The organism is Peribacillus sp. NPDC101481, assembly GCF_044767165.1.
Taxonomy (GTDB): Bacteria; Bacillota; Bacilli; order Bacillales; family DSM-1321; genus Peribacillus.
Genome location: NZ_JBIWNJ010000002.1, coordinates 1,324,220 through 1,347,824, shown reverse-complemented (window position 1 = coordinate 1,347,824; position 23,605 = coordinate 1,324,220). Strand labels below are relative to the sequence as shown.

At 39.0% G+C, this 23,605-nt stretch carries 21 protein-coding genes; 1 reads left to right on the top strand and 20 read right to left on the bottom strand.

From position 1 onward, the window contains the following. Nucleotides 1–7: 7 nt before the first annotated feature. From ACIROD_RS16520 to ACIROD_RS16440, 17 genes are all read right to left on the bottom strand, one after another. A complete protein-coding gene (locus ACIROD_RS16520; protein WP_048687690.1) occupies nt 8–727 on the bottom strand; it encodes a carboxymuconolactone decarboxylase family protein in 720 nt (239 codons plus the stop codon). Nucleotides 728–741: 14 nt separating this feature from the next. Then, the gene (locus ACIROD_RS16515; protein WP_157830962.1) at nt 742–1,428 is read right to left on the bottom strand and encodes a cyclase family protein; all 687 of its coding nucleotides are present in this window, start codon (nt 1,426–1,428) and stop codon (nt 742–744) included. Nucleotides 1,429–1,668: 240 nt separating this feature from the next. Continuing rightward, nucleotides 1,669–2,502 (bottom strand): alpha/beta fold hydrolase, encoded by an 834-nt coding sequence (locus ACIROD_RS16510; RefSeq protein WP_230176500.1) that lies wholly within the window; start codon nt 2,500–2,502, stop codon nt 1,669–1,671. Nucleotides 2,503–2,778: 276 nt separating this feature from the next. Continuing rightward, a complete protein-coding gene (locus ACIROD_RS16505; protein WP_230176501.1) occupies nt 2,779–3,240 on the bottom strand; it encodes a pyridoxamine 5'-phosphate oxidase family protein in 462 nt (153 codons plus the stop codon). Nucleotides 3,241–3,275: 35 nt separating this feature from the next. Next, entirely contained in the window at nt 3,276–3,851 is a 576-nt protein-coding gene (locus tag ACIROD_RS16500) for a non-oxidative hydroxyarylic acid decarboxylases subunit B (protein WP_101221732.1), read from the bottom strand. Between the two features lie 47 nt (nt 3,852–3,898). Then, entirely contained in the window at nt 3,899–5,386 is a 1,488-nt protein-coding gene (locus tag ACIROD_RS16495; RefSeq protein WP_230176502.1) for a UbiD family decarboxylase, read from the bottom strand. A gap of 129 nt (nt 5,387–5,515) precedes the next feature. Further along, nucleotides 5,516–6,343 (bottom strand): MerR family transcriptional regulator, encoded by an 828-nt coding sequence (locus tag ACIROD_RS16490; RefSeq protein WP_101221730.1) that lies wholly within the window; start codon nt 6,341–6,343, stop codon nt 5,516–5,518. 550 nt (nt 6,344–6,893) lie between these two features. Further along, nucleotides 6,894–7,379: a peptidoglycan-binding domain-containing protein gene (locus ACIROD_RS16485; protein ID WP_230176504.1), complete on the bottom strand. Its 486-nt coding sequence runs from the start codon at nt 7,377–7,379 to the stop codon at nt 6,894–6,896. Between the two features lie 379 nt (nt 7,380–7,758). Continuing rightward, on the bottom strand, nt 7,759–8,934 hold the full coding sequence (locus ACIROD_RS16480; protein ID WP_101221700.1) for a M20 family metallopeptidase: 1,176 nt from the start codon (nt 8,932–8,934) through the stop codon (nt 7,759–7,761). A gap of 2 nt (nt 8,935–8,936) precedes the next feature. Further along, entirely contained in the window at nt 8,937–10,163 is a 1,227-nt protein-coding gene (locus tag ACIROD_RS16475) for a Zn-dependent hydrolase (RefSeq protein ID WP_402942173.1), read from the bottom strand. Nucleotides 10,164–10,180: 17 nt separating this feature from the next. After that, nucleotides 10,181–11,368 carry a hypothetical protein gene (locus tag ACIROD_RS16470; protein WP_402942171.1) on the bottom strand — a complete coding sequence of 396 codons (1,188 nt, stop codon included), beginning with the start codon at nt 11,366–11,368 and terminating at the stop codon, nt 10,181–10,183. A gap of 795 nt (nt 11,369–12,163) precedes the next feature. Then, nucleotides 12,164–12,547 carry a YkvA family protein gene (locus tag ACIROD_RS16465; protein WP_402942169.1) on the bottom strand — a complete coding sequence of 128 codons (384 nt, stop codon included), beginning with the start codon at nt 12,545–12,547 and terminating at the stop codon, nt 12,164–12,166. Nucleotides 12,548–12,873: 326 nt separating this feature from the next. Then, nucleotides 12,874–13,989 (bottom strand): o-succinylbenzoate synthase, encoded by a 1,116-nt coding sequence (gene menC / locus ACIROD_RS16460; protein WP_101221688.1) that lies wholly within the window; start codon nt 13,987–13,989, stop codon nt 12,874–12,876. 96 nt (nt 13,990–14,085) lie between these two features. After that, the gene (locus ACIROD_RS16455; RefSeq protein WP_260357294.1) at nt 14,086–14,916 is read right to left on the bottom strand and encodes a GNAT family N-acetyltransferase; all 831 of its coding nucleotides are present in this window, start codon (nt 14,914–14,916) and stop codon (nt 14,086–14,088) included. 143 nt (nt 14,917–15,059) lie between these two features. Next, nucleotides 15,060–16,544 (bottom strand): amino acid permease, encoded by a 1,485-nt coding sequence (locus tag ACIROD_RS16450; protein ID WP_402942166.1) that lies wholly within the window; start codon nt 16,542–16,544, stop codon nt 15,060–15,062. A 27-nt stretch (nt 16,545–16,571) separates the two neighbouring features. Then, a complete protein-coding gene (locus ACIROD_RS16445) occupies nt 16,572–17,702 on the bottom strand; it encodes an amidohydrolase (RefSeq protein WP_402942164.1) in 1,131 nt (376 codons plus the stop codon). A 34-nt stretch (nt 17,703–17,736) separates the two neighbouring features. Then, nucleotides 17,737–18,591 carry a MurR/RpiR family transcriptional regulator gene (locus ACIROD_RS16440; protein ID WP_101221684.1) on the bottom strand — a complete coding sequence of 285 codons (855 nt, stop codon included), beginning with the start codon at nt 18,589–18,591 and terminating at the stop codon, nt 17,737–17,739. Nucleotides 18,592–19,235: 644 nt separating this feature from the next. On the opposite strand from ACIROD_RS16440, the gene ACIROD_RS16435 reads away from it, so the two are divergent. Further along, entirely contained in the window at nt 19,236–19,652 is a 417-nt protein-coding gene (locus tag ACIROD_RS16435; RefSeq protein WP_137018010.1) for a PaaI family thioesterase, read from the top strand. 148 nt (nt 19,653–19,800) lie between these two features. Here ACIROD_RS16435 and ACIROD_RS16430 read toward each other — a convergent pair whose 3' ends face one another. The 3 genes from ACIROD_RS16430 to ACIROD_RS16420 form a co-directional block, all read right to left on the bottom strand. Beyond that, complete coding sequence (locus ACIROD_RS16430) at nt 19,801–20,376, bottom strand: hypothetical protein (protein ID WP_402942162.1); 576 nt, start codon at nt 20,374–20,376, stop codon at nt 19,801–19,803. A gap of 331 nt (nt 20,377–20,707) precedes the next feature. Then, nucleotides 20,708–21,928 (bottom strand): MFS transporter, encoded by a 1,221-nt coding sequence (locus ACIROD_RS16425; protein ID WP_402942160.1) that lies wholly within the window; start codon nt 21,926–21,928, stop codon nt 20,708–20,710. A 52-nt stretch (nt 21,929–21,980) separates the two neighbouring features. Continuing rightward, a complete protein-coding gene (locus ACIROD_RS16420; protein WP_402942159.1) occupies nt 21,981–23,603 on the bottom strand; it encodes an N-acyl-D-amino-acid deacylase family protein in 1,623 nt (540 codons plus the stop codon). Nucleotides 23,604–23,605: the final 2 nt, after the last annotated feature.

Here is a 23,605-nt window from a genome sequence, read left to right as displayed (position 1 = left end):
TCTCACGTTACTTATTTTCAATCAATGAATCACTTGCCTCAAACCAAGCAGGTATTCCAGCAGTCAATAAGCAAATCAGACCCACTTCAGCTAATTGTTCTTCCGAGGCTCCATTTAACCTTGCCGCCTCCATCCATTCCCCAACCTGTTCCCCTTTTAATTCTGTAATGAATATTCCTGTCATCAGGAGATGTTTTAGCCTTTTTGAAACCACTGAATCACTTAATATATAATCTTTGAGGGAGTTTTGGTCTTCCGATTTAACCAGTTTCAAAACATTCGAGACGAATCCCGTCTCCTCATCCCCTAATAGTTCAATCATATAAAGCAGGATTTCTTCTGCTGTTCCTTGATGGCCACTTATTTCGGGATATCGAATGCCTTTAAGTGTAAGAGCATACTCCAAAGACTTCATTCCTGTTTTTAATGCTTCTGTTCCGTTATATAAGTATGAAACTATTAGATATTCTACCAGTTCCGGTAATGTTGCCCCGCCATCGATTGCCCCTTTTGTATGGTACACCATACTTCGTTCATACAACCTCGCAGCATTCATGCCTACCAGTAATATATCTTTCTCCTTCTTCGTCAAGGCTCCCTCTTGCATGATGTTACTGCGTAAGTTGGTATAGTGATCAAGTGCATTGGGGCTATAATCGTGCATTTTTTGCACCCAGCCTGGTACAACATCATAAACTTCTTTGAAATACAATAATCCCTCGCTCATTCGTCTGCACCTCTTTATATTAATTGTGAATCAAGTATCGATAGTGCCCTTATAGGTGAGGCTGTTGCATTTTTTAGTTTTAAAGGGATCCCGAAAAAAAGAAAGCGAGAATGCTTAGGTAATTTTTCAAGATTCACTAGATTTTCAACGATATATATATCATGGTTCAGTAATTTTTGATGAATTCCGCTTTCTGAGTCCTGGTTCAAATCGGCATTGGGCAAATCCAAACCGACAATATGTATTTGCTTTTCAATAAACCATTGGGCCACACTATCATCTAAGGCCTGCGCTTCAAAAAAGCCTTCTTCCCCCCATGATTTCCCCCATGTCCTGATGAGGACGATATCGTTTTTTTCTACATACACCCCCTGCCTGCGTTCCGCCTCTTCAAGTAAAGCTTTCGTAACCGGTTCATGTGTCGCTTTTAACATGCTTACATCCAGTATGAGGGCATCACCAAACATATTCTTCAGATTGATGTTTTCAACCGACTCCCCGTTTTCAAAGTAATGTGAAGGCACATCGACATGAGTCCCACTATGGTCAGAAAAAGAAATCAACTTGGAACGGTATCCTCTAGGAAGTGAATCAGATTTCCCCTTTTGTTCAAGAGGTTCATCTTTAATGCCTATTGCAGGTAAATCATTATTTGTAACTAGACCATCGTAAAGTTCCAATGTTAAATCAATGATTTTCAACCATAAAACCCCCAAATTCATTAAGCGTTTACATTATCACGACAAAAATGGCTACCCTAAACATTACTATCAATAAATGACAGCAGGTGTTTAAGGTAGCCAGTTGTTCACTAGTTGTTATTAAAAAAGGTTATTTTTTAATAGCTAATGAATAGGCAATAATTAAGTTTTTTATATATTCTTAATATTACACTATTTTCTGTTAATTTCAATATCTTTTTTAAAAATAACTGCAAAAAATCAAATTCGTTTTAAAAAAGATTTTATTCCTTCGTTAATCTCCACTCTATTTTCAAACACCATTGTATAGTGATTACATGTAGAAACGATCATTTCGATATCAGGCGTATATTTCTTCGTATCAGCATAGGCTTCTTCATAAAATAATGGAGGAAATTCCCCTATTTTCCCACTGGCATACACCAATAACGTTTTACAGGAAATTTGTCTACAAATCTCTTTAGGGACAAAAGAATAAAAACTATCAAAATCCCTAAGAATGCTATCTTCTGATGATTTATTCTCCCAGTGACCATCCACTTCATGAACCTCATACTCCGCCACACTTTGCAGGTGATCCGTCCATTTGATACCCAAACGGCTATAGATTTCCTTAATTTCAGCAATATAACTTTCCTGAGATTCATATTCTTTACTTAATCGGCCTAGTGATGGTTGTACGATGTCCCTTTGTTGTTGAGAGGAAATGGCCGCACCATCCAATAATATCAATGCCTGTACCGAGGTTAATTTGCTGGCTACAACGCTTGAGATGAAGGCTCCCATTGAATACCCTATCAAAATCGGATTTTCAACCTTTAATTCTTGAATTAACTCAATTACATCTTCTGCATGTTTAAAAAGAGAAGACTGTACATCTGCCCTCGAACTATTTCCCCTCCCTCTTAAGTCAATCGAGATGACTCTGTACTCGCCTTTTAACATTTCTGCATAATAATGCATTTGCTTATGATTACCCGTTAAACCATGTATGGCTATGATTGGCCCTTTCTCTCCAGGATAATCTGCAATTTGAATTCTTTTGTTCCCCAATTCCTTTACATACATTTCCATAGTGACATTCCCCATTTCATGATTATTAACATAAACCAGCCAGCATATTTAATAAAAAAGGCTATCTTAACTTCACCATCAAGGTAACTTGATCGAGAAATTAAGATAGCCAGTCAGTTCATTAATTTTCATTAAAAAAGGGCTTTTTTTAATGGTTAATGAATAGGCAAGTTATAAATACATGTAATGATTCCATTTTACATGAAGTTCGGATTTTTACAATTATTATTTGATAATTTCAATTACTCAGTAACTTAAAGTCGGTACCTGGGAATTTTATTGAAGGAGATCCCCTATGGTCTCACTCCAACGTTCAACAACTTCTTTAGGGTTTTTCAAGTCGATTTTAATTCCAGAGCGTATTTCAGCATACTTAGCCATATCCTCCCGTGCCTCTACTATTTGGGCGTGGAATCTTACTCTTTTATATTGGACATATGGCAGCTCTTTTAATCTCTCTAATGAAAGGCGAATATATTGTGCTTTACCTTTCCAAAACAAAACCAGTGTAGCTTTATGGGTACGAATGACATTGGCTGTGGTCGAAGTATCCGGCCATAGGCCAATCCTTAATTCCTTCCGGCTTACCGCTACGATCTCACCTACGCTAATCATTGCAGTATGCGGCCATCCTTCTTCACTTATCGTTAACAGCATCATGGCTTCATGCTGCTTGTCGACAAGTTCTTTACCATTTAACAAGTCGAATATCTCTTCTGGCATTTCCATCCCATTCATTTTTTCACCTTTTTCTTTAATTCCTTAGTAATCTGTTATATTTTGGTGCGATATTTCATTCCGTCCCACCGTTTCGCACCGAGAGTATCGATTTCAAATTGATCTAACGCACGATAAGCCAGATGATCAATGATATCGTTAACATTCTCAGGATGATTATAAAAGGCTGGCATCGGAGGGAATATAATGGTCCCCATTTTGGAAAGCGCCGTCATATTCTCCAAATGAATCGTATTCAGAGGGGTTTCTCTAGTCATTAGTAATAATTTTTTTCTTTCTTTCAACATGACGTCAGCAGATCGCGTTAATAAATTATCCGCTAGCCCCATGCGAATGGAAGCTAGTGTTTTCATACTGCAAGGTGCTACGATCATGCCATCAACCCGGTACGATCCACTTGAAATTCTTGCTGCTTGATCTTTGTAAGAATAGGAATGATCAGCTAATCCCTCCACTTCTTTAACAGAATATGATGTTTCATGTTGAATGGTGGCATGTGCCCACGGGGACATGATTAAATGGGTCTCCACTTCACTGCTTTTAAGCATCTGAAGAATCCTAATTCCGAAAATGGCTCCAGTCGCTCCTGTTATTCCAACAATGATTTTCATTAATTCCCCTCCTTACATTAGTCATCGAATCGAAGCTTTATGGAAACTTACGTATTGGAAAATCCAGGAACGAATCGACTTGGATCCACCTCTTTAAATTCGGACCTTTTAAATTCATCTTTTAAATGAAATGGTACTGTGCAGTCAAAAATGGTTTTACAGGAAATACCCTTTTCCTGAATGGTAGGGCTGTATGCGGGATCTTGTGTAGGATCTAACGGGTGACAGCGCACTCCAGGAATGAAAACCGTATCAACATCACCTTGGTAACGAGTATTTAACGCCCATAAAACATCATTGCTATCGAAGGGATCCACATCTTCATCCACGATGAATACATGCTTAAGTTCAGAAAAGGCAGAGAATGCCAATAGTGCAGCTTGTCTTTGGCGCCCTTCATCACTTGGCTGACTTTTCTTGAATTGAAGAACAGCCATGTATTTACCTCCTCCTGAAGTATGGGCATAAACATTCAATAATTTTCCTGGCATGGACTTTTCCACCATTTGCAAAATGCTTGCTTCAGTTGGAATGCCAGCCATATTAACATGCTCCTCACTTGGACCAATAACTGTTTGCATGATTGGATTGACTCGGTGCGTTACGGCTTTCACTTTGATTAGAGGCAGATCCGCAACAGCTGAACCTGTATAACCAGGGAATTCCGGCATTGCTTTTCCAGTATTGGTGTTTTGATCTTCCCGAACGCGCACTCCGGGAACCAATTCCCCTTCTATTACATATTCAGCATTCGCGATAGCTTTTTCATCAATTGTCAAGCATTGGACCAATTCTACCGCTTCTTTCCTGATCGCCCCTGCAACACTCAGCTCATTAAAGCCAAGGGGAGTCGTAGGTGCTTCAAAACAAGCAGCGACTTCAATTGCAGGGTCAACACCGATACTAATGGAAATTGGTAACGGTTTTCCTGCTTTTTCAGCCTTTTCACGAAAAACTTCTAAATGACGGCCAGGAACAAAATACATGGACATCTCATCTTTACTTTGTAAACATAATCGGTGTATCGTTATATCAGATTCACCGGTTTCTGAATCAGAGGCATAGCACATTCCTATGGTGATATACGGACCTGCATCTTCCTCTGTATTCGTAGGCGCAGGTATTAATTTTCTAATATCGAAACCGGGATCTTCTGCATAGTGAACCACTTCTTGAGCTTTCGCTTTATCATTCGAAATGGTGATTGGATCAATTGGGTTTTTTACAGCTTCATTTAAAAGGAACCCGAGCCGCTCGGGTTTTGTATCCAGCATGTGGCCGACTCTTTCCCGGCTGGCTAAAAGTCCGATTACCACGCTTGAATCTTCATGACCCAAAACATGATTGAAAACCATGGCAGGCCCGATTTTTGTTGGACGCATCACTGTCCCGCCAGCACCGACATGACGATACACGCCAGATAATTCAGCATGAGGATTGACTGGTTCATCCGTTTCAATCAATTGTCCTGGAATCGACTTCAGTAGTTCCAGCGCAGAACGTAAATCTGTCACTTTATTCATTTTTTCAGACATAATAAATCCCCCTGTCACTTTAAGATCAGTATCCTATGTATAGTCACATTCAAATAACCTATATGTTATCGGTTACAATTGATATTCTAAAGTGTATTTCTACTATACAGTCAATGGATATTTGAAAATTCAAGTAATTTTCTCTACAGGGATTTGCAGCTGACAAAAATCAACACTACTATCATTCTCGTAAAAGGTCGTATCCAATAAGCAAGCGTCCACAACGTCCCCAATAATTCTATAGTGATTTTCACTGATCCATTGAACCAATTCATTTAAAAACTCAATATTATATGGCATTCCATATTTATATACACAGGCATATTGCCCAGCAGGCAACGTCATCATGTTATCCATATCAGGATCTATAAAAGGTAATGCAGTATATATTCCCGCACCCTCGAATACATCATCCATTCCAAGTTTATCCTTTAAAATAACCGTGCCAAAACCCTCAGACGGAAGCATTTCATGTTTACTTAATACATTCCAAGCTTTCATAAGCGTTAAATGTAATTCTTCACGGCACAAATCATTTTCAAATGGTATAAATAAGACATGCCTTTCAGGAAATTCTTCTATAATAGGTTTATCCAATTCACTTTTAATATTTTTGGCTTCTGAATATTTCATTAATCTCTGTTGAATAAATGTACGGGTATTCATCAAGGCATTTATTTCTTTATCAATGAATTCTTGATGAAATTCCAAAAGTGACATGGCAGTGGTTAAATTCCGATTTCCTATATGGTCCTTAATATCATTCAGTTTGATGCCAATCGACTTCAAAAAGCAAATTTCCCTTAGAAACGGAATCTGAATGGCACTATAATATCGATAACCATGTTCATCTATATGTACCGGTTTAAATAAACCGATCTTATCGTAATAAATGAGTGTTTGCCTTGAGATACTGTGAATGGAAGCCATTTCACTGATTGATAAGTAATTGTCCATATGCGCTACTCCTCTGCAAATACTTTTTGTGAATTTCCTTCTAAGTCTTATATCATATATTAATTTTTTAATTTCCCTCCTTCCATTCGGAGCTACAGCCGATTGGAGAGGGTCAGTATTCTAAAGAAATCTTCAATCCCCTCTAACTTTACCATTTTTCCATTTAAAATGAATGGATTTTAAAGGTCCTGCCTATCGAAAAAATGGATCATATCAGCATCTTCATTAATTAGGCAATAGGTGAGAAAGTGAAATTCAAAAGATTAAATTTTAAATTGAGTATAAAAAATACTAAGACAGGGGGTTCCGTCGCTTAAGGATTAATGGATTTTTTCACTATAGTCAGCAGTAACATCATTACCAGCTTATATGTTTTTGGACTTAAACTGATTCCTCTGGAAGGAATAGCATTTATTCAGGGAATCGAAAATCTACCACACAATACCCAAGAAGGAAACAGGAGTTTAAAAATACACTCAACTTGTGAAAGAAAAAATAAAAACGTGCCTATTTGTGGACACGTTTTTCATAGAAAGGAATTTCCTTTATCTTAATTTGCATACAATCGGTATTGATCGCTTAATGTATCTCCATTACCGTAAATATAGGCTTTAGATCCCGATGTATAGGAGGAATTGTCGTACTTCCATTTAATTCTGAGTCCCATGTTTCCGCCTGCGCCATATGTTTCATTGCCATTCTTCTTAATATATTGCGAGAAGCTATCCCACGTCCGGGGGCCAACCACACCATCCACTTTCAAGTTGTTTTCTTTTTGGTATTTCTTCACTCCCGCTTCTGTTTTTGGTCCAAAGATACCATCAACGTCAACCACTGCAGAATCCGTATAAAAGCCCATGACATTCAGGATATACTGCATATTTCTGACCTCCACCCCATGAGTGTCCTTCCGTAAAATAGAATTCTTATCCCAGCTGTCGGGGTGGTGAAAACCTCCAGCAGATGCTGAAGCTGTGGAAAAAGATACCCCAAGGGCCATTGCCAATACTACCAAACTAGTAAGTAATTTCTTCATAGCTCCATCTCCCTCTTTTTTTTACTTCCGAACTACCTTACTATTTCCCTTCAGATTTTATATTCCCCTTCCGACCGATGTCCTGTTTTGTCCTTGCTAAACAAACAGTATCCTTGAAATATCGAATAAGTGGGATTAATTTGCAACTGGAACATCTACGGTTTTTACGCATGTAAGATTTTATAATGAAATTAGTTAGTACAGAAAAAACTTAAGGAATTTCCAATCACACATTATCCTTCTCTTTGCCTCTAGACGGATCACTTGATATGATGCATAAGTGAAATTTAACCCTTAACGCCAGAAGGCCGCCAATTGGCGGCCTTCTGACGTTCAAACACCCTTTAGTAATACCGGATTCCCTCTTTTATTCAGACCATTATTCGTTCAAATATGCCCATGCATATTGGGCATAAAGTTCTGCACCGGTAGCAAGCGCTTCTTCGTCGATGTTGAATTTTCCGTGATGGTGTGCCCATTCCGTATCTTTTTCAGGATTTCCTGATCCAACTAAAGCGAAGCTTCCAGGTACTTCATCTAAATAGAAGCTAAAGTCTTCGCCACCCATTGTTGGCTTTTCATTATATATTGCGTCATCGCCAAACGCATTTGAGGCAACTTTTTGCACTAATTTTGCACTGTATTCATCATTGATGACAGCTTGTGTTCCGCGGTAGTACTCAACCTTTGCGGTCGCACCGTAAATGTTCGCAACATTTTCAGCATAAATCTGGAGCTGCTTTTCAATATGGTCACGTGTTTTAGGATCAAAGCAACGGACAGTCCCTTCAATGACGGCATTTTCTGCAATGACATTAAATCGTGTGCCAACGACCATTTTTCCAACTGTCAAAACAGCGGGATTTTGGGGGTCGACCGTTCTTGATACGACAGACTGTACGTTCATGACGAATGAAGAGGCAACAATAGTAGCATCGATACAATCCTGTGGCATTGCACCATGTCCCCCTCTTCCTTTAAACGTTACTGTAAAGATATCTGCTGAAGCGAATGAAGGTCCTTGAGTACAAGCAACCGTGTTTGTTGGCATTTGCGACCAAATATGTATGCCAAAAACATTATCAACACCCTCAACAGCCCCTTGTTTAACCATTTCCCTTGCACCTGTTGCCACTTCTTCAGCTGGTTGAAATATTAATCGCACATTCCCAGGTAATTCTTCTTTTATTACGTTTAGTGCCTTAGCTGCAATTAATAGCATTGAAGTGTGCGCATCATGACCACATGCATGCATTTTCCCTTCTTCTTTTGAAGCATACGGCAAGTCTTTATTTAATTCTTCAACAGAAAGGGCGTCCATATCTGCTCTTAATGCTACCGTCTTTCCTGCCTTACCGCCTTTAATTTCTGCAATGACACCTGTTGGTTCCGCTTTTCGATAAGTAATCCCTAATTTTTCAAGGTAGTCACAAACAAAGGCAGTTGTATTTTCTTCTTCCCATGATAACTCAGGTTCGCTATGAAGTTTTCTGCGTATTTCTGTTAATTCATCACTATAATTTTGAATCGCTTCTTTTATCGTTTGATTAATCATTCTTATTCTACCTCCGTTAAACATTTAGCCACTTCGTAAAATATTTGCACTCCATTTGCCAAATGACGTGCATCAGACCATTCCTCTGGACAATGACTTAGTCCTGCTTTACTTGGAACAAAAAGCATGCCAACATCAGTCACATCTGAAAAAACCATCGCATCATGACCTGCTCCACTATCAATGGAACAGTATGGAATTTCCAAATCAGAACTTTTATCTTTTAATAAATCCTTAATCTCATTACTCAATATCTTTGGCGGCATATACAACAGCTGTTCCGCCGTTGTATGTATCCCCTGTACCTGATAGGATTCGATTAATTCTTTCATCCGCCTGATGACATTGTTAATATGTTCTTCCTTGCTTGATCGAATATCTACCGAAAATACCACTTTATTCGGTATGACGTTTGCTCCATTTGGTAAAACATCTAGTCGTCCTGTCGTTATAACCGTTCCTTCTCCTTCCTCAATTGCAAAGCTCGGTAATTGAGAAATAATTTGAGCGGCAGCAACCAATGCGTCCGTACGGCGATCCATTGGGGTTGTGCCTGCATGTCCTGCCTTTCCTTCAATGGTTACTTCAAATTGAGTTAAACCAACAATAGCTTCTACAACACCAATGGGGATATTCTTCTCTTCAAGGATTGGTCCTTGTTCTATATGCAATTCGAGAAATGCTTTAATGCTATTGGGATTTCTTCTTTTCGGAAGAGAGAAATCCAGTCCAACTTTTGACATCGCTTCAATGGTTGTGATACCATCTTTATCCTTTAAATTTTTAAAACTTTCCTCACTAAGCGTTCCCACTATTCCTCTCGACCCCATTAGCCCTCCGCCAAAACGAGCTCCTTCTTCTTCAATCAGGGCAACGATTTCCAATGGATATTTAGGTGTTAATTGATTTTCTGAAAATAGGGCAGCCACTTCAAGTGCGACAATTACACCTGCTGGTCCGTCATACGCACCGCCATTTGGTACGGAATCAAAATGTGAACCTAACAGAACGCTTGGTGCATCTTTTAAAGTACCCCCAAGCTTTCCAAAAATATTTCCAAATCCATCTTCCTGTACTGTCAGGCCGTAATCCATCATTTTATTTTTTATATAATTACGTGTAAGCAAGTCTTCCTTGCTATACGTAAGCCGGGTAGTCCCTTCTCCGGGTGTTGATGTAAATTCGCCCAAATCACTTATTTGCTTTTCTATACGTTCGCTAAGACTCACTTAGAATCCCTCCTATTTTACAAGAATTGTACGAATATTCCTGCCAAAATAACCGACACGATTGTTACCGATATAAATCCGCCAACAAGCATCGGCGGCAGCATATGGCTTAGCAATGCTTCTTTTTCATTTTCATCTTTTGTTAATGAATTTACGACTTCATTGGTGATAATGTAATCAGCTGGAAATCCGTATAATGCTGTTAAAGATACAGCAAAGGCCATTTCTTTGCTGACTTTTAACAATTTCCCTGCTATGAATGAGAATATATACATACCTATCACAGCTAAGATAATGCAAACAACAAGTGGGTAAAGAATCTCCATCATCATACTTGGTGTTGCATTTTTCAATCCATCAAAGACGAAAAGCATAAGGGCCATGATCGCAAATCCAAATCCATTTGCTTTTTGCAGTGTCTGTCTTTCCAAGAAACCGACACTTTTTCCGATAACCCCGAATAGTAAGCAAAGAACAAATGCATTTATAGATATAATCGGCTCTAATCCACTCGAAACTAGGTAAGCAAGTAAAGCAACAACTGCAAGTCTTAAAAATTTGAAATATTCCGTATTATATTTTTCAGGAAGTTTCTTGAACAGCTTAAGTTCCGTCATACCTTCTGCAGCGGATGCAGTTTCATCCTTTTTTACCGTTAACTTTCCATTGCGGTATTGCCCCAAAAGCTTCTTCCCTTCTTTCTTCAAGACAATTGAAGTTAAAGGATATCCAGCGAAGCCTTGCATTACATAAATAACAATGGCAAAAACGGACAAGCTCGTAAGTCCTGCATCTGCCGCTCCTTCTGACATGATTATTGAAGAAACCATACCTCCCACTAAAGGTGGAACCGCTACAAGGACAGTTTGCAGATCAAAAATAAAGATGCCAATTCCGAATAATAGTGCAACAATGCCAAGAATGCCAGATAAGGAGATGACAATCGTCTTCCATTGATTCACCAATTCCCTTATTGAAAGCAATGTCCCCATATTCGTGATCAATAAGTACATCATCATTGTTGCCACTACCGGTGGAACACCTGCTAATGAAACGATGTCTTGCGGAAAGAATGTCCAATAACCACATAGAAATAGGATCGCCGAAATGAAAACGGAAGGTACCCAGGCTTTTGTTCGAACCGCCACTATGTCCCCTACAAATAAAATCAGAATAACAATAACCAAAGCCAACATCTGTGACATATGAGTTCCCTCACCTTCCAAATTAATAGTTTGAATATTCTTATAAAATAATAACATTGAATAGTCTAAATTTAAAGATAATTTGATATTTTCAGGTAAATGTACACAGAAATAGGAAATGTAAGTGCTTTATTTCTGATTTCAAACACCAAATATTCTCAAATAATTATATGGTTGGGTATATCAAAATAATTTTTCTTTGGATACCTCTTTATCTCGGTAGTGATTAAAACAACTAACACAAACTAATCTAAACCTATTATTTCAAAAAGAAAAAGCCGTCTAAGGACAGCTCAGATTAATTAGTAATTAATATCCTGTTATTTTTCACTGTAAATAATCCGATATGTTAATTAATGTTGTAAAGGTTTGGGGGAATCAACAGTGGGGTGATCAGGCTGGTGCATTAAAGAGTCTTCTTGATGAAATTTTAAACGGAGCAGTTGGAATGGCATGGCAAGAGAAATGGGATGGTTGTTAGTCTGTGCCTATGATGCAGAACGAGTCCTGACTCGCTCAATACCGCACCGCATTATTATGTCAGGGGCTGAATCAACATTAATAGAATAAGAAATTTTCCTTTAGGCTCCTTTTTCTTTTTATAAAAGGCCGCTAATTGGCAGCCTTATTATAAAAAGAATCCAGTTAATAGATCTATCTCTAAAATTTTCATTTCCAATATGATACTATTTTTGACCAAGCCAAATACCCCGACAAATTTTTTAAGAGGATTTTCCTTTGTTTCAAAAAACCGTAAACACACTAACTCTAGGAATGTTTCTTTTCTAGCAACCGTTAATTAAGTAAGCGATAAATATTAATAAATGCCCATATTAAAATTAAGCCCCAAATCAATACTATTATTGATCCGACTATCCAATTCTTTGGCTTACCGTTTTTCATCATTTCTTCTGCCTTACTTTCACAGTCGGTTAATACTGACTTTGGTATCATCTTTAATGCAATAATTATTCCTAATGGAACAAGAATTACATCGTCTAAGTAACCAAGAATAGGTATGAAATCAGGTATTAGGTCTATCGGACTGAATGCATAAGCTACAACACAAGCCGTAAAAACTTTTGCATGCCAAGGCACCCGTTCATCTTTACAAGCAAAGTAAAGGATAAAAATCTGTCTTTTTAAATTTCCCGTCCAAGTCTTAATTTTCTTAAACATTTTATCTCCTAATTATAGTTAAGAATTTAATTCCATTATAACAAATAGGATTTACACTAACCTCCCTCAAAAAACTAATCACGATTTGCTCTTGAATTCTTACGATTGATAGCCATTTCATTAACCATTATCTATTTAAGATCAGCATTACTCCTCTAGGATAGTTGTTTATCGAAACGTTGTCTTTACCTTTATCGAAGTATTGCAAGTAATTCCAATCATTATGTGTTAAAAAAAGGCATGCTCCCTTTTTCGGGAGTCATGCCTTTATGTAAGGAAAATAGATGTTGCAGGAAGTAACTACCCTAGCCTTTTCTATCAACATTCTAAATTAAATGATAGGTTTGACTTTGTATAGTATACTTATTGATTTTTTCCATGCTTGGTTCAAAGCCAATACCGGGCAATTCTGGAACACTGATTATTCCGTTTTCCACTGTTACTTCAGGGTCAGTAATATCTTCTGCCCAATAGAGGGAGGAAGCTGCGGTATCGCCGGGAAGCGTGAAGTTAGGCAGTGAAGTGATTGCAATATTATGTGCTCTTCCGATGCCTGATTCCAGCATACCCCCACACCAAAGCGGAATTTCATGTTCAAGACATAAATCATGGATTTTCCTGGATTCAGTCAAACCTCCGACACGGCCAATTTTGATATTAATAATTTTACAGCTGCCCAATTTAATAGCTTTCCTTGCATCCGCTAATGAGTGAATGCTTTCATCCAGGCAAATAGGTGTTTTTAGCCTTGACTGTAAATCTGCATGGTCAATGATATCATTATAGGCAAGCGGCTGTTCAATCATCATTAAATTAAAATCATCCAAGGCGGATAACCCGTCTATATCTTGTAAGGTATAAGCTGAATTTGCATCTGCCATGAGCGGGATATCAGGATATACTTTTCTGACCTTGTCTATTAATTCAACATCCCAGCCGGGTTTGATTTTTAGTTTAAAGCGTTTATAGCCTTCACCGAGACGAGCTTCTATTATATCTAGTGTCGAATCAATCGAATCCTGTATTCCGATGCTTACCCCCACTTCAATTTTCTTTTTTGTTCCACCCAACGCATTTGAAAGAGAAGCACCCTGTTTTTTAGCATACAGATCCCAAACAGCACCCTCTAAAGCGGCTTTTGCCATGTAATTGCCGCGAATATGGGTGAAATATTTTTCGGAAATTTCATCAGGATGCTTGATTTCATTTTTAAGGATAATTGGAATTAGATAATCTTCGAGTATATGCCAGTTCGTTTTTAAGGTCTCTTCATTATACAAAGGGTCGAGCATCGCAACCGATTCAGCCCAACCGGAAATGCCATCATCACTTTTTGCTTCCACAAGGATAAAATCCCGATTGTATTCCGTCCCAAAGCTAGTTGTAAAGGGGTGAAGCAAGTCAAGCTTCAGATGTCTTAAAATAACTTGTTTAATTTTCACTAGTAGACTCTCCTTTTGGGGATAAAACTGTTCGCCCCAGTCTTTTTAATAGCTGACAGCAGCATATTGTTAATTCATATTTAAATATAAACCTGCTTATTTCCTTGATAGCACATAAAACTGAACGGGAATTTCCGTCATGGAATTCTTCATAAAATCTGTTACCTGCCATCCTTGCTGAAATAAATCACTAAAAATGTCCCTCGTTTTCATCCGCCATTCATTAGCCGCTTGAATATTTGTGGCTCTTATTGTTCGGAAGTCCTTTGGAATGGCCACAAAAGCTGTATCACATTCTTGTTCAGGCAGCGGAAGAGTGAAAGAAGGAACAGGCACTCCCTCATCAATGGCATCCCATTGGATAAGCGAGTTTTCTATCACAAAGTCCAACGGTAATCCTTGTCCGTTAGAATCCGTTTTCTCCTTTTTACCAATATGCCATTCGACAAGAAAGCGGTCAGAAGGAATTCCGCTGTTTAATAGATCTTCCATTTCACCATAGCAGTTTGGTATATATGTGGAACATACCCCGCCAAGCTTGGCTATATTTAAATATCCATTAACACTTTCTAATGGATCGTATGTCCAGGTAATAAGGGAATAGCCGAGCTTTATCGCCTCGTCACGTTGTGCTGACTTTAACTTTTCCCCTATACCTTTGTTGCGAAATTGCTCATCAATTCCTAGAATATGTGAACAAAGATAGGCTGATTGCCCATTGAATCCCGGAAAGCTGTATTGAAATCCAATCAGCTTCTCCTCGCAATAAGCTCCTATAACCAAACCTCCGTTTTTCACAGCGGTTATGGTTTGGTGTGAAGGGATTGAGTCGGTTTCTCCCCAAATGGCGGATTCTAGCTTTCTTACTTCCTCTAGCTCTTCAATTCGATGAAGAGAACGAATTGCAATTTCATGTGTATTCGTCATGGTAAACCTCCTATGAAAAGCACAAGCGCCTTGATCGGCCCAACATAAGATGGACAAGTAAGTTCCACAGCTGACGGCTTATCTTGCAAGGCGCTGGAGCTATCTTTTAAATACTTTATGTTTACGAAATACTCTCTTATTTGTTATTCCACTTTACTGAAATCAGCCTCTTGCAATGGAATCACTTTTGTCCTCTTTACGAATTTATAACCTAGAAAAGCCAGGAAAAATAAAGGAAGCCCGATATAAGAAATTAAAATTCCATACCAGTCAATCTCAGGACCGAAAAATGCAGAGTAATTTTGCCCCAGGATAGCCGTAACACATAAAAATGTCGCTAATATCGGACCAAATGGATACCATTTTGATACATACGGCAAATCTTTTAAATCTCTTCCTTGTGCTATATATGCCTTCCGGAATCGATAATGTGTAATCGAAATTCCTAACCAGGATAAAAAGCCGGATAAACCTGCAGCATTCAATAACCAATTGTAAATCGTACCTTCACCGAAGAAAGAGGTCAGGAAAGCTGCCATCCCAACGATGGTAGAAAAGTACACAGCATTCACTGGAATGCCGCCTGAATTCACCTTTTTTAGAAACGAAGGAGCTTTGCCTTCTTTCGCCAGCACCCAAAGCACGCGAGAAGCTCCGTACATGGCCGAATTGCCCGCAGAAAGAACGGAAGTAAGAATGACAACATTCATAACAGAGGCAGCGATGGCTAGCCCTGCGTTTTGAAAAACTAGTGTAAAGGGACTTACCGCAATATCTTCAATATTCGAGCTTAACAAACGCGGATCATTATAGCTTATTAAAAATCCAATCACGATTATTGCCAATACATAAAACAAGAGCAGTCTCCAGAAGATTTGCTTAATGGCCTTTGGTATATTTTTTCTTGGGTTTTCACTCTCGCCGGCTGCAATTCCTACTAACTCGGTGCCTTGAAAGGCAAACCCGACCACCATAAAGACACTTATAACGGATAAAAAGCCTCCTTTAAACGGTGCCTCCCCTTTGGTGATATTTTCAAAACCTACAGCATCCCCTCCCATGATTCCTACAATCATTAATAACCCTACTGCGATAAAGATGATAATCGTCAAAACCTTTATAATGGCAAACCAGAATTCTGATTCTCCATATCCTTTTACCGATAAAATATTAAGGCCAAATATGAGTGCAAGAAATAATGCGCTCCAAATGATGCCCGGAACAGAAGGCAGCCAATATTTCATAATAAGGGAGGAAGCTGCTAATTCCAATGCGACTACGATTGCATTGTTATACCAATAGTTCCACCCGATCGCAAATCCTAAAGCCGGATCAACAAACCTTGATGTATATGTACTAAAAGAGCCTGTAATAGGAATAAGGGCAGCCATTTCGGCTAAGCTTGTCATCAGGAAGAAAACCATGATTCCGGCAATTATATAGGCAGCTACAGCTCCTCCCGGACCCGCAGTATGAATAATGGAACCGCTTGCTAAAAATAGCCCTGTTCCAATGGTTCCGCCGATTGCGATCATTGAAAGATGCCTTGGTTTGAGTTTTCGCTCCAGTTGTTTTTCTTCAGCAGATGTTTGGTCCCCGGTTTGTGATGTTAGTGCGGTATTTTCCATAAAACACCCCTTCATTAATTTTCTAAGTTATTCTCCTGCCGTCATCATTACTGTGTTAATTAAAATTTTCGTTCCATAAATAAGTGCTTTTAAATTGAACATCATATCCGGATGGTGCAGACCAGGCGTTAGATCGCAGCCTAACCCTATCATGGTTGCTGTTAATTCAGGATTTTTGGCTGTATAAAAATGAAAATCCTCGCCTCCTTGAGAAACACAGACCGGAACGACATTTTCCGCCCCAAGGATATCTTCTATTGCGGCCTCAGCCAGCTTTATCGCTTTTTCATGCAAGGTTGCAGCGGGGACATATTCTTCGGCTGACCAGGAGATGGATGTTTCAGTTTGTTCCATTGTCTGGTCAATAGCATCCTTCGTTAAGCGATTCAGTTCATTCATTACATCATTAGACTGCGCTCTGGCATCAATAGCAAAGAAAGCTGTTTCCGGGATGACGTTTGATGCTTTGTTGTTTGTTTCAAATTGAGTCATTTTGATGGAATAAGGAGTTTCGGTTTCCAGATTAAGCTGCTGTAATTTTTGGACAAGCAAAGCTGCTGCCTCGATTACATTTATTCCATCTTGCGCACGGGAAGCATGGGCCTGAATGCCTTTGATTGTTCCCCTTATTGTTTCGGCTGAGCCATGGACAATGACGGGGGAAGCCTTCATATAAGGAACTTCCGTACTGGGTCTTACATGAATCCCGAATAAATATGTAACATTCTCCAACGCGCCATCATTGATCATTTGAAGAGCGCCTTCCCCTTTTTCTTCCGCAGGCTGAAATATAAATCGGAGAGTGTGTTTAGGCCGGATTCCGCAGGAGGCAATGGCCAATGCTGTATATAAAACCATTGTGCTATGTGCGTCATGTCCACATGAATGATTTGCCTTTACAACTCCATCTACTTCCTGAACAAGCGCATCCATATCAGCCCTTAATGCCACAATCTTTTTTGAGATGCCTGGAATCTCGGCAATGATTCCATAATGGCTCTGAAATGTTTTTACGGTTATTCCCGCTTCCCTAAGACATTTTAAAATATAGCTAGACGTTCTTTTCTCCTGCCAGCTTGGCTCAGCCAAGGAATGCAGGTCATGATAGGACTTCAACAATAATTCTTGATGCTGATCAATATATTGAATCGGGATCATAATGATGCACCTCCCCCTTTACATGAATTTAAACTCATTCATTAAACACTTCATAACTTGAATATAGCCTTTCTAATTTTTGCTGATGGGTATATATCCGTTTTGCGTCTTTTTGATGTATGCCTGCAATAACCAAGTCCAATAAGCTAATGACGGAAGCGATTGAATTCGTTCCGGTTTCTGCGTTTTCTTCAGTTGTCAGTGCAATATCAGAGATACGGCCAACAGGTGACAGGAGGCGGTCTGTAACTGAAATTAAACAAACTCCTTGTTCTTTTGCACACTCCGCAACTTTTAATGTTTCATTCGCATATCTTGGAAGGGAAAAAACAACAATCACAGATTTGTTAGTGAGGTTACAAAACTTTTCATAGAAGTCGCCTGTTGGTGAACATAAACTTACATTTTCCCTTAATGAACTTAACGTATAGGAGAACCAATAGGCGGCGGCATGGGAAATACGATGCCCTGCAATTAATATTTGGTCAGCCTTGATCAAGACATCGACCGCTTTCCATATATCCTGAACGTTCGTATGATCTAATAGATGTCTTAAAATATGAACTTCGTTTTCTATCACTTTGGTAAATGGATCTTGCTTGTCATCAATGCTAAGAATGGAATCACTATTGGATATATCCGTTTGGTTTTGGTGCAGCAGCTGTTTTTGAATTCTATCCTGCATTTTACTAAACCCTTCAAATCCCAATGAATAGGAAAACCGAATGACCGTTGTTTCACTAACCTCAGCTTCCCGCCCAATTTGAAAAGCCGTTTTAAAGGCAGCTTGATCCAAATTTTCAATCAGGTAAGCGGCTACCTTTTTTTGACCTGTCGATAGATGGTCAAATCTTTCTTTCACTAATAATTTAAATGGTAGATTTTCCACAATATCACTCCTTTCTGGTGAATCAAATACTTCTTATTAATAAAATGATGAAGGTAATACTTCTTTTCTTTATACACTATCACAATTTAATTAGAAAAAGAAGAAGTTTTTTGATTTTTTTGATAATTATTAACTTCGAACTTCCCTACAGTTTTTTATAAAATAATATTCCCGTAGATTTCAGAAATCCGCTCCCTTTCCGCCGACTGTCTGCCAAGCCTCCTCGACCCAAGCGTCTGTGGGGTCTAGGCTAGCCAGTTTTTCGGCAGGAGTGTCGCAAATTTATTCAACCTAATATGGATTATAGTACAAAAACATGAAGGATAATCCAGTCTTAAACTTGGTTCGGAATGGACCAGCCTGGCAGTTTTTATTTAAAAAACGTTCCCGGTGATTGGATCGGAAGGTGCGAGACTCCTGCGGGAAAAAACGTGTCAAGGAGAGACCCGCAGGCGGAAGCCGAGGAGGCTCCCAAGACCGCCCGCGGAAAGCGAGTACCTGAAGTGGAAATCAAATCCACCACCATATTACATTTCTTGGTTCGGGTCTCTAATTACTTTATTTGTAAAATCAATAACTTCATTGACATTAAGATATATGTTAGAATATTCAGTAGTTTCAACTTATTCAAGGGGGGCTATTTAATGGGGGAATCATCTAAAGGACACGAACTTTTACAAGTTATAACGGAAGGGAAACAGCCTCCGAATTGTGATCTAACGTTACAGATTGAAGCAAATTATGCCCAGGATGGAATTGCGAGAGGTGTATGGAAAGTAGATGAAAAGTTTATTAACGGAATTGGTGTAGCAATGGGTGGATTTGTCACTTCTGCAGCAGATATTATGATGGCTTATGCGATATCATCTAAATTAAGCATCGGACAATCCTTCGCATCGATTGATTTACATACTACCTTTCATCGACCAGTAAGATTAGGAGACGTACAAGTTGAAGCAAAAGTAGACCGAATCGGAAAAAAAACAGCTTATGTACTGGCAGATTTATTTCAAAATGATAAAAAAGTGGCAAGCGTTGTGTCATCAGTTATGATCCTTTAAACCATAAAAAAAAGCATGTTGCACAAAAAAGCCCTTCGTAACATGCTTCTTTCATCCAAATAATCCGGTAAATCAAGAACATTTACCGCTTCGCCTAATCACTTCATAGCGAGTTTCATTATATATTTACTTAAAGATATCTCCATCATCAAACTAACCATCGCAGCACAGGGCTTTGGAGATCCATGGTGAATAGACCGTAATCAATGACGACCATTTCATCATTCTCGTTATATCCGACATTATCCAAACGCAAATCTATTGGGATAATACCGTACCTGAGGAATTTTAATTCCAAACTGATCAGTTTGGTATATTCCTTGATTGCAAACGGCACTTTCGTGTCCACCTTCTTCATGATTATCCAACCCGTCCCATACTCCTTAACTGGACATAAAAACTTTTTGACTTCCTCATTACAGTTATTGTATATATAGGCTTCATTTGCATTGCTTATTAGTCCTACTTGTGACAATGCAATTTTTAAAATATAGCCATTATTTAAATCATAGACGACCCGGTTAAAACCATGCCCGATCATTTTATACTCGAACTTGAGCGTTTTTCTGGCGGTAGATACTAATTGTCCAGCGGTTATATATATTTGGAATATCCCTATTTGAGATATCCAGGACTCAATGGCTTTTATCTCTTGCATGGACAGCATTGCACTTTTATTCGGCTGATGTAACTTTTCCTTACCATTGTTAATTGGCCACAACATTCCTTAAACGTCTCCTTTTTTAAAATTTGTTACTAGAGAGGTCTCCAGGGATGAGAAAACTATAAAAGAATAAAAGCATGTTCTCAGTTTTTCAAGATTTCCCCTTCGTTATATGATATGTCTTTGCTATAAAATGGCTTGTACTGTAGCTGAGGATACTAGAAAAAACTACAAATATTTTAATGAAGGGACGGAAAGAGATAAACCTGCTTATTTTTGAGTCTTCTTAAATAAATTCAAAAACCCCGGGGTGGCTTTCAAGGCCAGCTCCGGGGTTTTTCCTTTTCATATTGTTATCGTTTTTGGCAGGTATGCTTCGCCTTTTCATGTACTATGCTAATAAGTCAACATCTTTTGGTTGCTCCATATGATTATTCTTTTTAATGGATAGCGCAGCAATTATTGAAATTGCGGAACAAGCGATTAAAAACCAAAAGGCCCCATTGTAGGATCCTGTAAGGGTGATTATAAAGCCCATGACAAGAGGTGATATGAATCCTGCTGCCTGTGCCCCCATATTAATTACTCCCATTGCGGAGCCGATAACCTGTTTAGACATGATTTTATGCGGCAAAGCAAAGGCAACTGTAAAGGCAAAGCTTTTAAAGACCATACAAAGGTTCAAATATACCATAGCTGCTACAAGGGAGGTCGAGGTAAACATCATATACAGGAATATCCCTGACATGAGCATGCCAAATGCTGCATAATATTTTTCTAAGTTATTAAAAAACCTGTCAAGAAGCCATCCGCTGAACAACATAGCAACTCCAGTGGAAATACCCGGTAACGCTGCATAAAAACCCATGGACAACAGATCCATTCCTCTTGCTTCCATCAAATAGGATGGAATCCAGGAAGAAAGCCCCCAATTTACTATTCCGGCAGCAAACCACATGATGGTTATTTTCCACAAGCCGGAATTCATCAGTAATTCCTTCATTGGAACACTATTGTCTTTTAATGGTGCAGTGCTTTCTTTGGGTTTAAAATATACCCAGAAAGCTATCGTTAACAATATTCCTAGCAATCCGATTACATAAAACATGTTTCTCCAGCCCATAAATAAAATCATCGGCGCAGCCACCAGTGGGGCAAGTGCCATCCCAAAGTAATTGGATGACATCAAGTAAGCAGAAGCCTTTGGCCTTTCATCCCGGGGAAAATAATCGGCTATCCCCTTTTGGGAAGCGGAAGGATACCCTCCTTGTCCAAGTCCAAAGAGAAAACGTATGATAAGTAACGAAATAAGAGACCAAGCAAAACCGGTAAATACGGTAAAAACCGACCACACTATGATGGACCATATTAAGACTTTTCTCGAGCCCAGTTTGTCTGTCAGCCATCCTCCTGGTATTTGCATGATAGCATAGGATAAGAAGAAGCTACTTAAAATCGCCCCGACAGCAGCAGCATCCAAATTAAATTCTTCCTTAATAGATACAACAGCCACACTCATGACCATCCGATCCAAATAATCAACCAGATAACCAACAAACAGTAAAAATAATATAAAGTGCTTATTTTGGGACACTCCAATGGAACGCTTCATCTTATTCCTCCCTTTTCTACTCATTTTTCGTAGGCAAATTAATTGGAATTATTTATCGAGCCTGGAATGTTCCCACTGTATCAATTTTTGAACTTGGAATACTTTTGATTACTTTCCCATCTCGTGCTCCTGTGTATTCCCCCTGGTAAACGGTTAATTTTCCGTTTATATAAACTGCAAGTATGCCTTCTGGCTCTGATAGCGGATTCTCAAATGTAGCTCGATCTTTAATTTTGTCAGGATCGAATATAACAATATCTGCCTGATAACCCGTTTTTATTAACCCCCTATCCTTTAATCTCATCAGCTGCGCAGGAGCACCTGTCATTCGACGAATCGCTTGTTCAAGTGTCAAAGCTCCTTCTTCCCTAACATATTTTCCTAATACTCTCGGAAATGTCCCATATAACCGAGGATGCGGCTTTCCACCAAAAATCCCATCAGATCCTACCATTTGCAGTGGGTGACACATGCCCAGCAGAACATCTTCTGCAAAACCCCAATGAATAACCATGGCTACATTTCCCTTTTCCTCTATCAGAATATCAAATGCGGCATCTTCAGGGGACTGCTGCCTAATTTCTGAAATTTCAATCATATCTTTACCTTCTAAGCGTTTATTCGAAGTAGTTTGAACGGATGTAATAATGATATTTTTCCAACCACAATTTAACACCCAATTTTCATATTCTGTGTTTGTTTTAAATTCTTCCGTGATTCTTTTTCGTACTTCTGGAACACCCAATCGAATCAGCATTTCTTCTGTTCCCCCTGAATGCATCCAAGGCGGAAGTATGGCATGAAAAACGGTTGAAGCGGCTGAATATGGATATTGATCAAAAGTAATTTCAATCCCTTCCTGTCTAGCGGCATTCATCTTGTCAAGTGCTTTCTTAAATTTATCCCGATTTCCCTGGCCGATTATCTTAAAATGGGAAATATGTAATCTTACACCGGATTGTCTGGAAACATCTATGACTTCATCCAATGCAGTTAACGAGTGAATGCTTTCATTGCGAATATGGACAACGAAACAGCCGTCATATTTCGCAGTACCCTTACATATTTCAATTAATTCTTCCTTATTGGAAAAAACGTTTGGCGGATATACCAAACCTGAGGACAAGCCTACTGCTCCTGAACGCATTCCTTCCTCGACCAGCAAACGCATTTTTTCCAATTCTTGTTTAGTAGCCGCTCTATCCTCAAATCCCATAACCAAGGAACGGACCGCGCCATGAGGTACTAGGTAAGCAGCATTGCCTATCATCTTTGACTTTTCTAGAAATGAAAAATATTCATCAATGCTATTCCAGGGCCACTCCCCGATATCGCCATTTAGTCCACTTAATTGTTTTTGCCATAACGGCTTTGTTTTTTCCGATACAGGAGCGACAGAAATGCCATCCTGTCCAAATAACTCTGTAGTCACACCCTGAAGTGCCTTTATTTTATGAACTTCCGGAACGGTGCAGAGCAAATCAGAATGGACATGAGGATCAATAAATCCTGGGGAAACTGCCAACCCATTGGCATCGATAGTTCGTACAGCTTGTTCACCGCTTAAATTTCCCATAAAAACAATTTTTCCATCCTCTATTCCAATGTCAGTTTTCGTCCATGGGTTTCCTGTTCCATCATAAACCCTTCCATTTTTTATTATTACGTCTAGCATTT

What these genes read in the sequence shown, in the direction of transcription:
- ACIROD_RS16510 (WP_230176500.1), bottom strand. Translation starts at nt 2,502, where the DNA reads ATGGAAATGTATGTAAAGGAATTGGGGAACAAAAGAATTCAAATTGCA.
- ACIROD_RS16455 (WP_260357294.1), bottom strand. Translation starts at nt 14,916, where the DNA reads ATGACGAATACACATGAAATTGCAATTCGTTCTCTTCATCGAATTGAA.
- ACIROD_RS16520 (WP_048687690.1), bottom strand. Translation starts at nt 727, where the DNA reads ATGAGCGAGGGATTATTGTATTTCAAAGAAGTTTATGATGTTGTACCA.
- ACIROD_RS16445 (WP_402942164.1), bottom strand. Translation starts at nt 17,702, where the DNA reads ATGATCCCGATTCAATATATTGATCAGCATCAAGAATTATTGTTGAAG.
- ACIROD_RS16505 (WP_230176501.1), bottom strand. Translation starts at nt 3,240, where the DNA reads ATGAATGGGATGGAAATGCCAGAAGAGATATTCGACTTGTTAAATGGT.
- ACIROD_RS16480 (WP_101221700.1), bottom strand. Translation starts at nt 8,934, where the DNA reads ATGATTAATCAAACGATAAAAGAAGCGATTCAAAATTATAGTGATGAA.
- ACIROD_RS16465 (WP_402942169.1), bottom strand. Translation starts at nt 12,547, where the DNA reads ATGTTTAAGAAAATTAAGACTTGGACGGGAAATTTAAAAAGACAGATT.
- ACIROD_RS16490 (WP_101221730.1), bottom strand. Translation starts at nt 6,343, where the DNA reads ATGGACAATTACTTATCAATCAGTGAAATGGCTTCCATTCACAGTATC.
- ACIROD_RS16450 (WP_402942166.1), bottom strand. Translation starts at nt 16,544, where the DNA reads ATGGAAAATACCGCACTAACATCACAAACCGGGGACCAAACATCTGCT.
- ACIROD_RS16495 (WP_230176502.1), bottom strand. Translation starts at nt 5,386, where the DNA reads ATGTCTGAAAAAATGAATAAAGTGACAGATTTACGTTCTGCGCTGGAA.
- ACIROD_RS16430 (WP_402942162.1), bottom strand. Translation starts at nt 20,376, where the DNA reads ATGTTGTGGCCAATTAACAATGGTAAGGAAAAGTTACATCAGCCGAAT.
- ACIROD_RS16470 (WP_402942171.1), bottom strand. Translation starts at nt 11,368, where the DNA reads ATGTCACAGATGTTGGCTTTGGTTATTGTTATTCTGATTTTATTTGTA.
- ACIROD_RS16485 (WP_230176504.1), bottom strand. Translation starts at nt 7,379, where the DNA reads ATGAAGAAATTACTTACTAGTTTGGTAGTATTGGCAATGGCCCTTGGG.
- ACIROD_RS16435 (WP_137018010.1), top strand. Translation starts at nt 19,236, where the DNA reads ATGGGGGAATCATCTAAAGGACACGAACTTTTACAAGTTATAACGGAA.
- ACIROD_RS16420 (WP_402942159.1), bottom strand. Translation starts at nt 23,603, where the DNA reads ATGCTAGACGTAATAATAAAAAATGGAAGGGTTTATGATGGAACAGGA.
- ACIROD_RS16425 (WP_402942160.1), bottom strand. Translation starts at nt 21,928, where the DNA reads ATGAAGCGTTCCATTGGAGTGTCCCAAAATAAGCACTTTATATTATTT.
- ACIROD_RS16500 (WP_101221732.1), bottom strand. Translation starts at nt 3,851, where the DNA reads ATGAAAATCATTGTTGGAATAACAGGAGCGACTGGAGCCATTTTCGGA.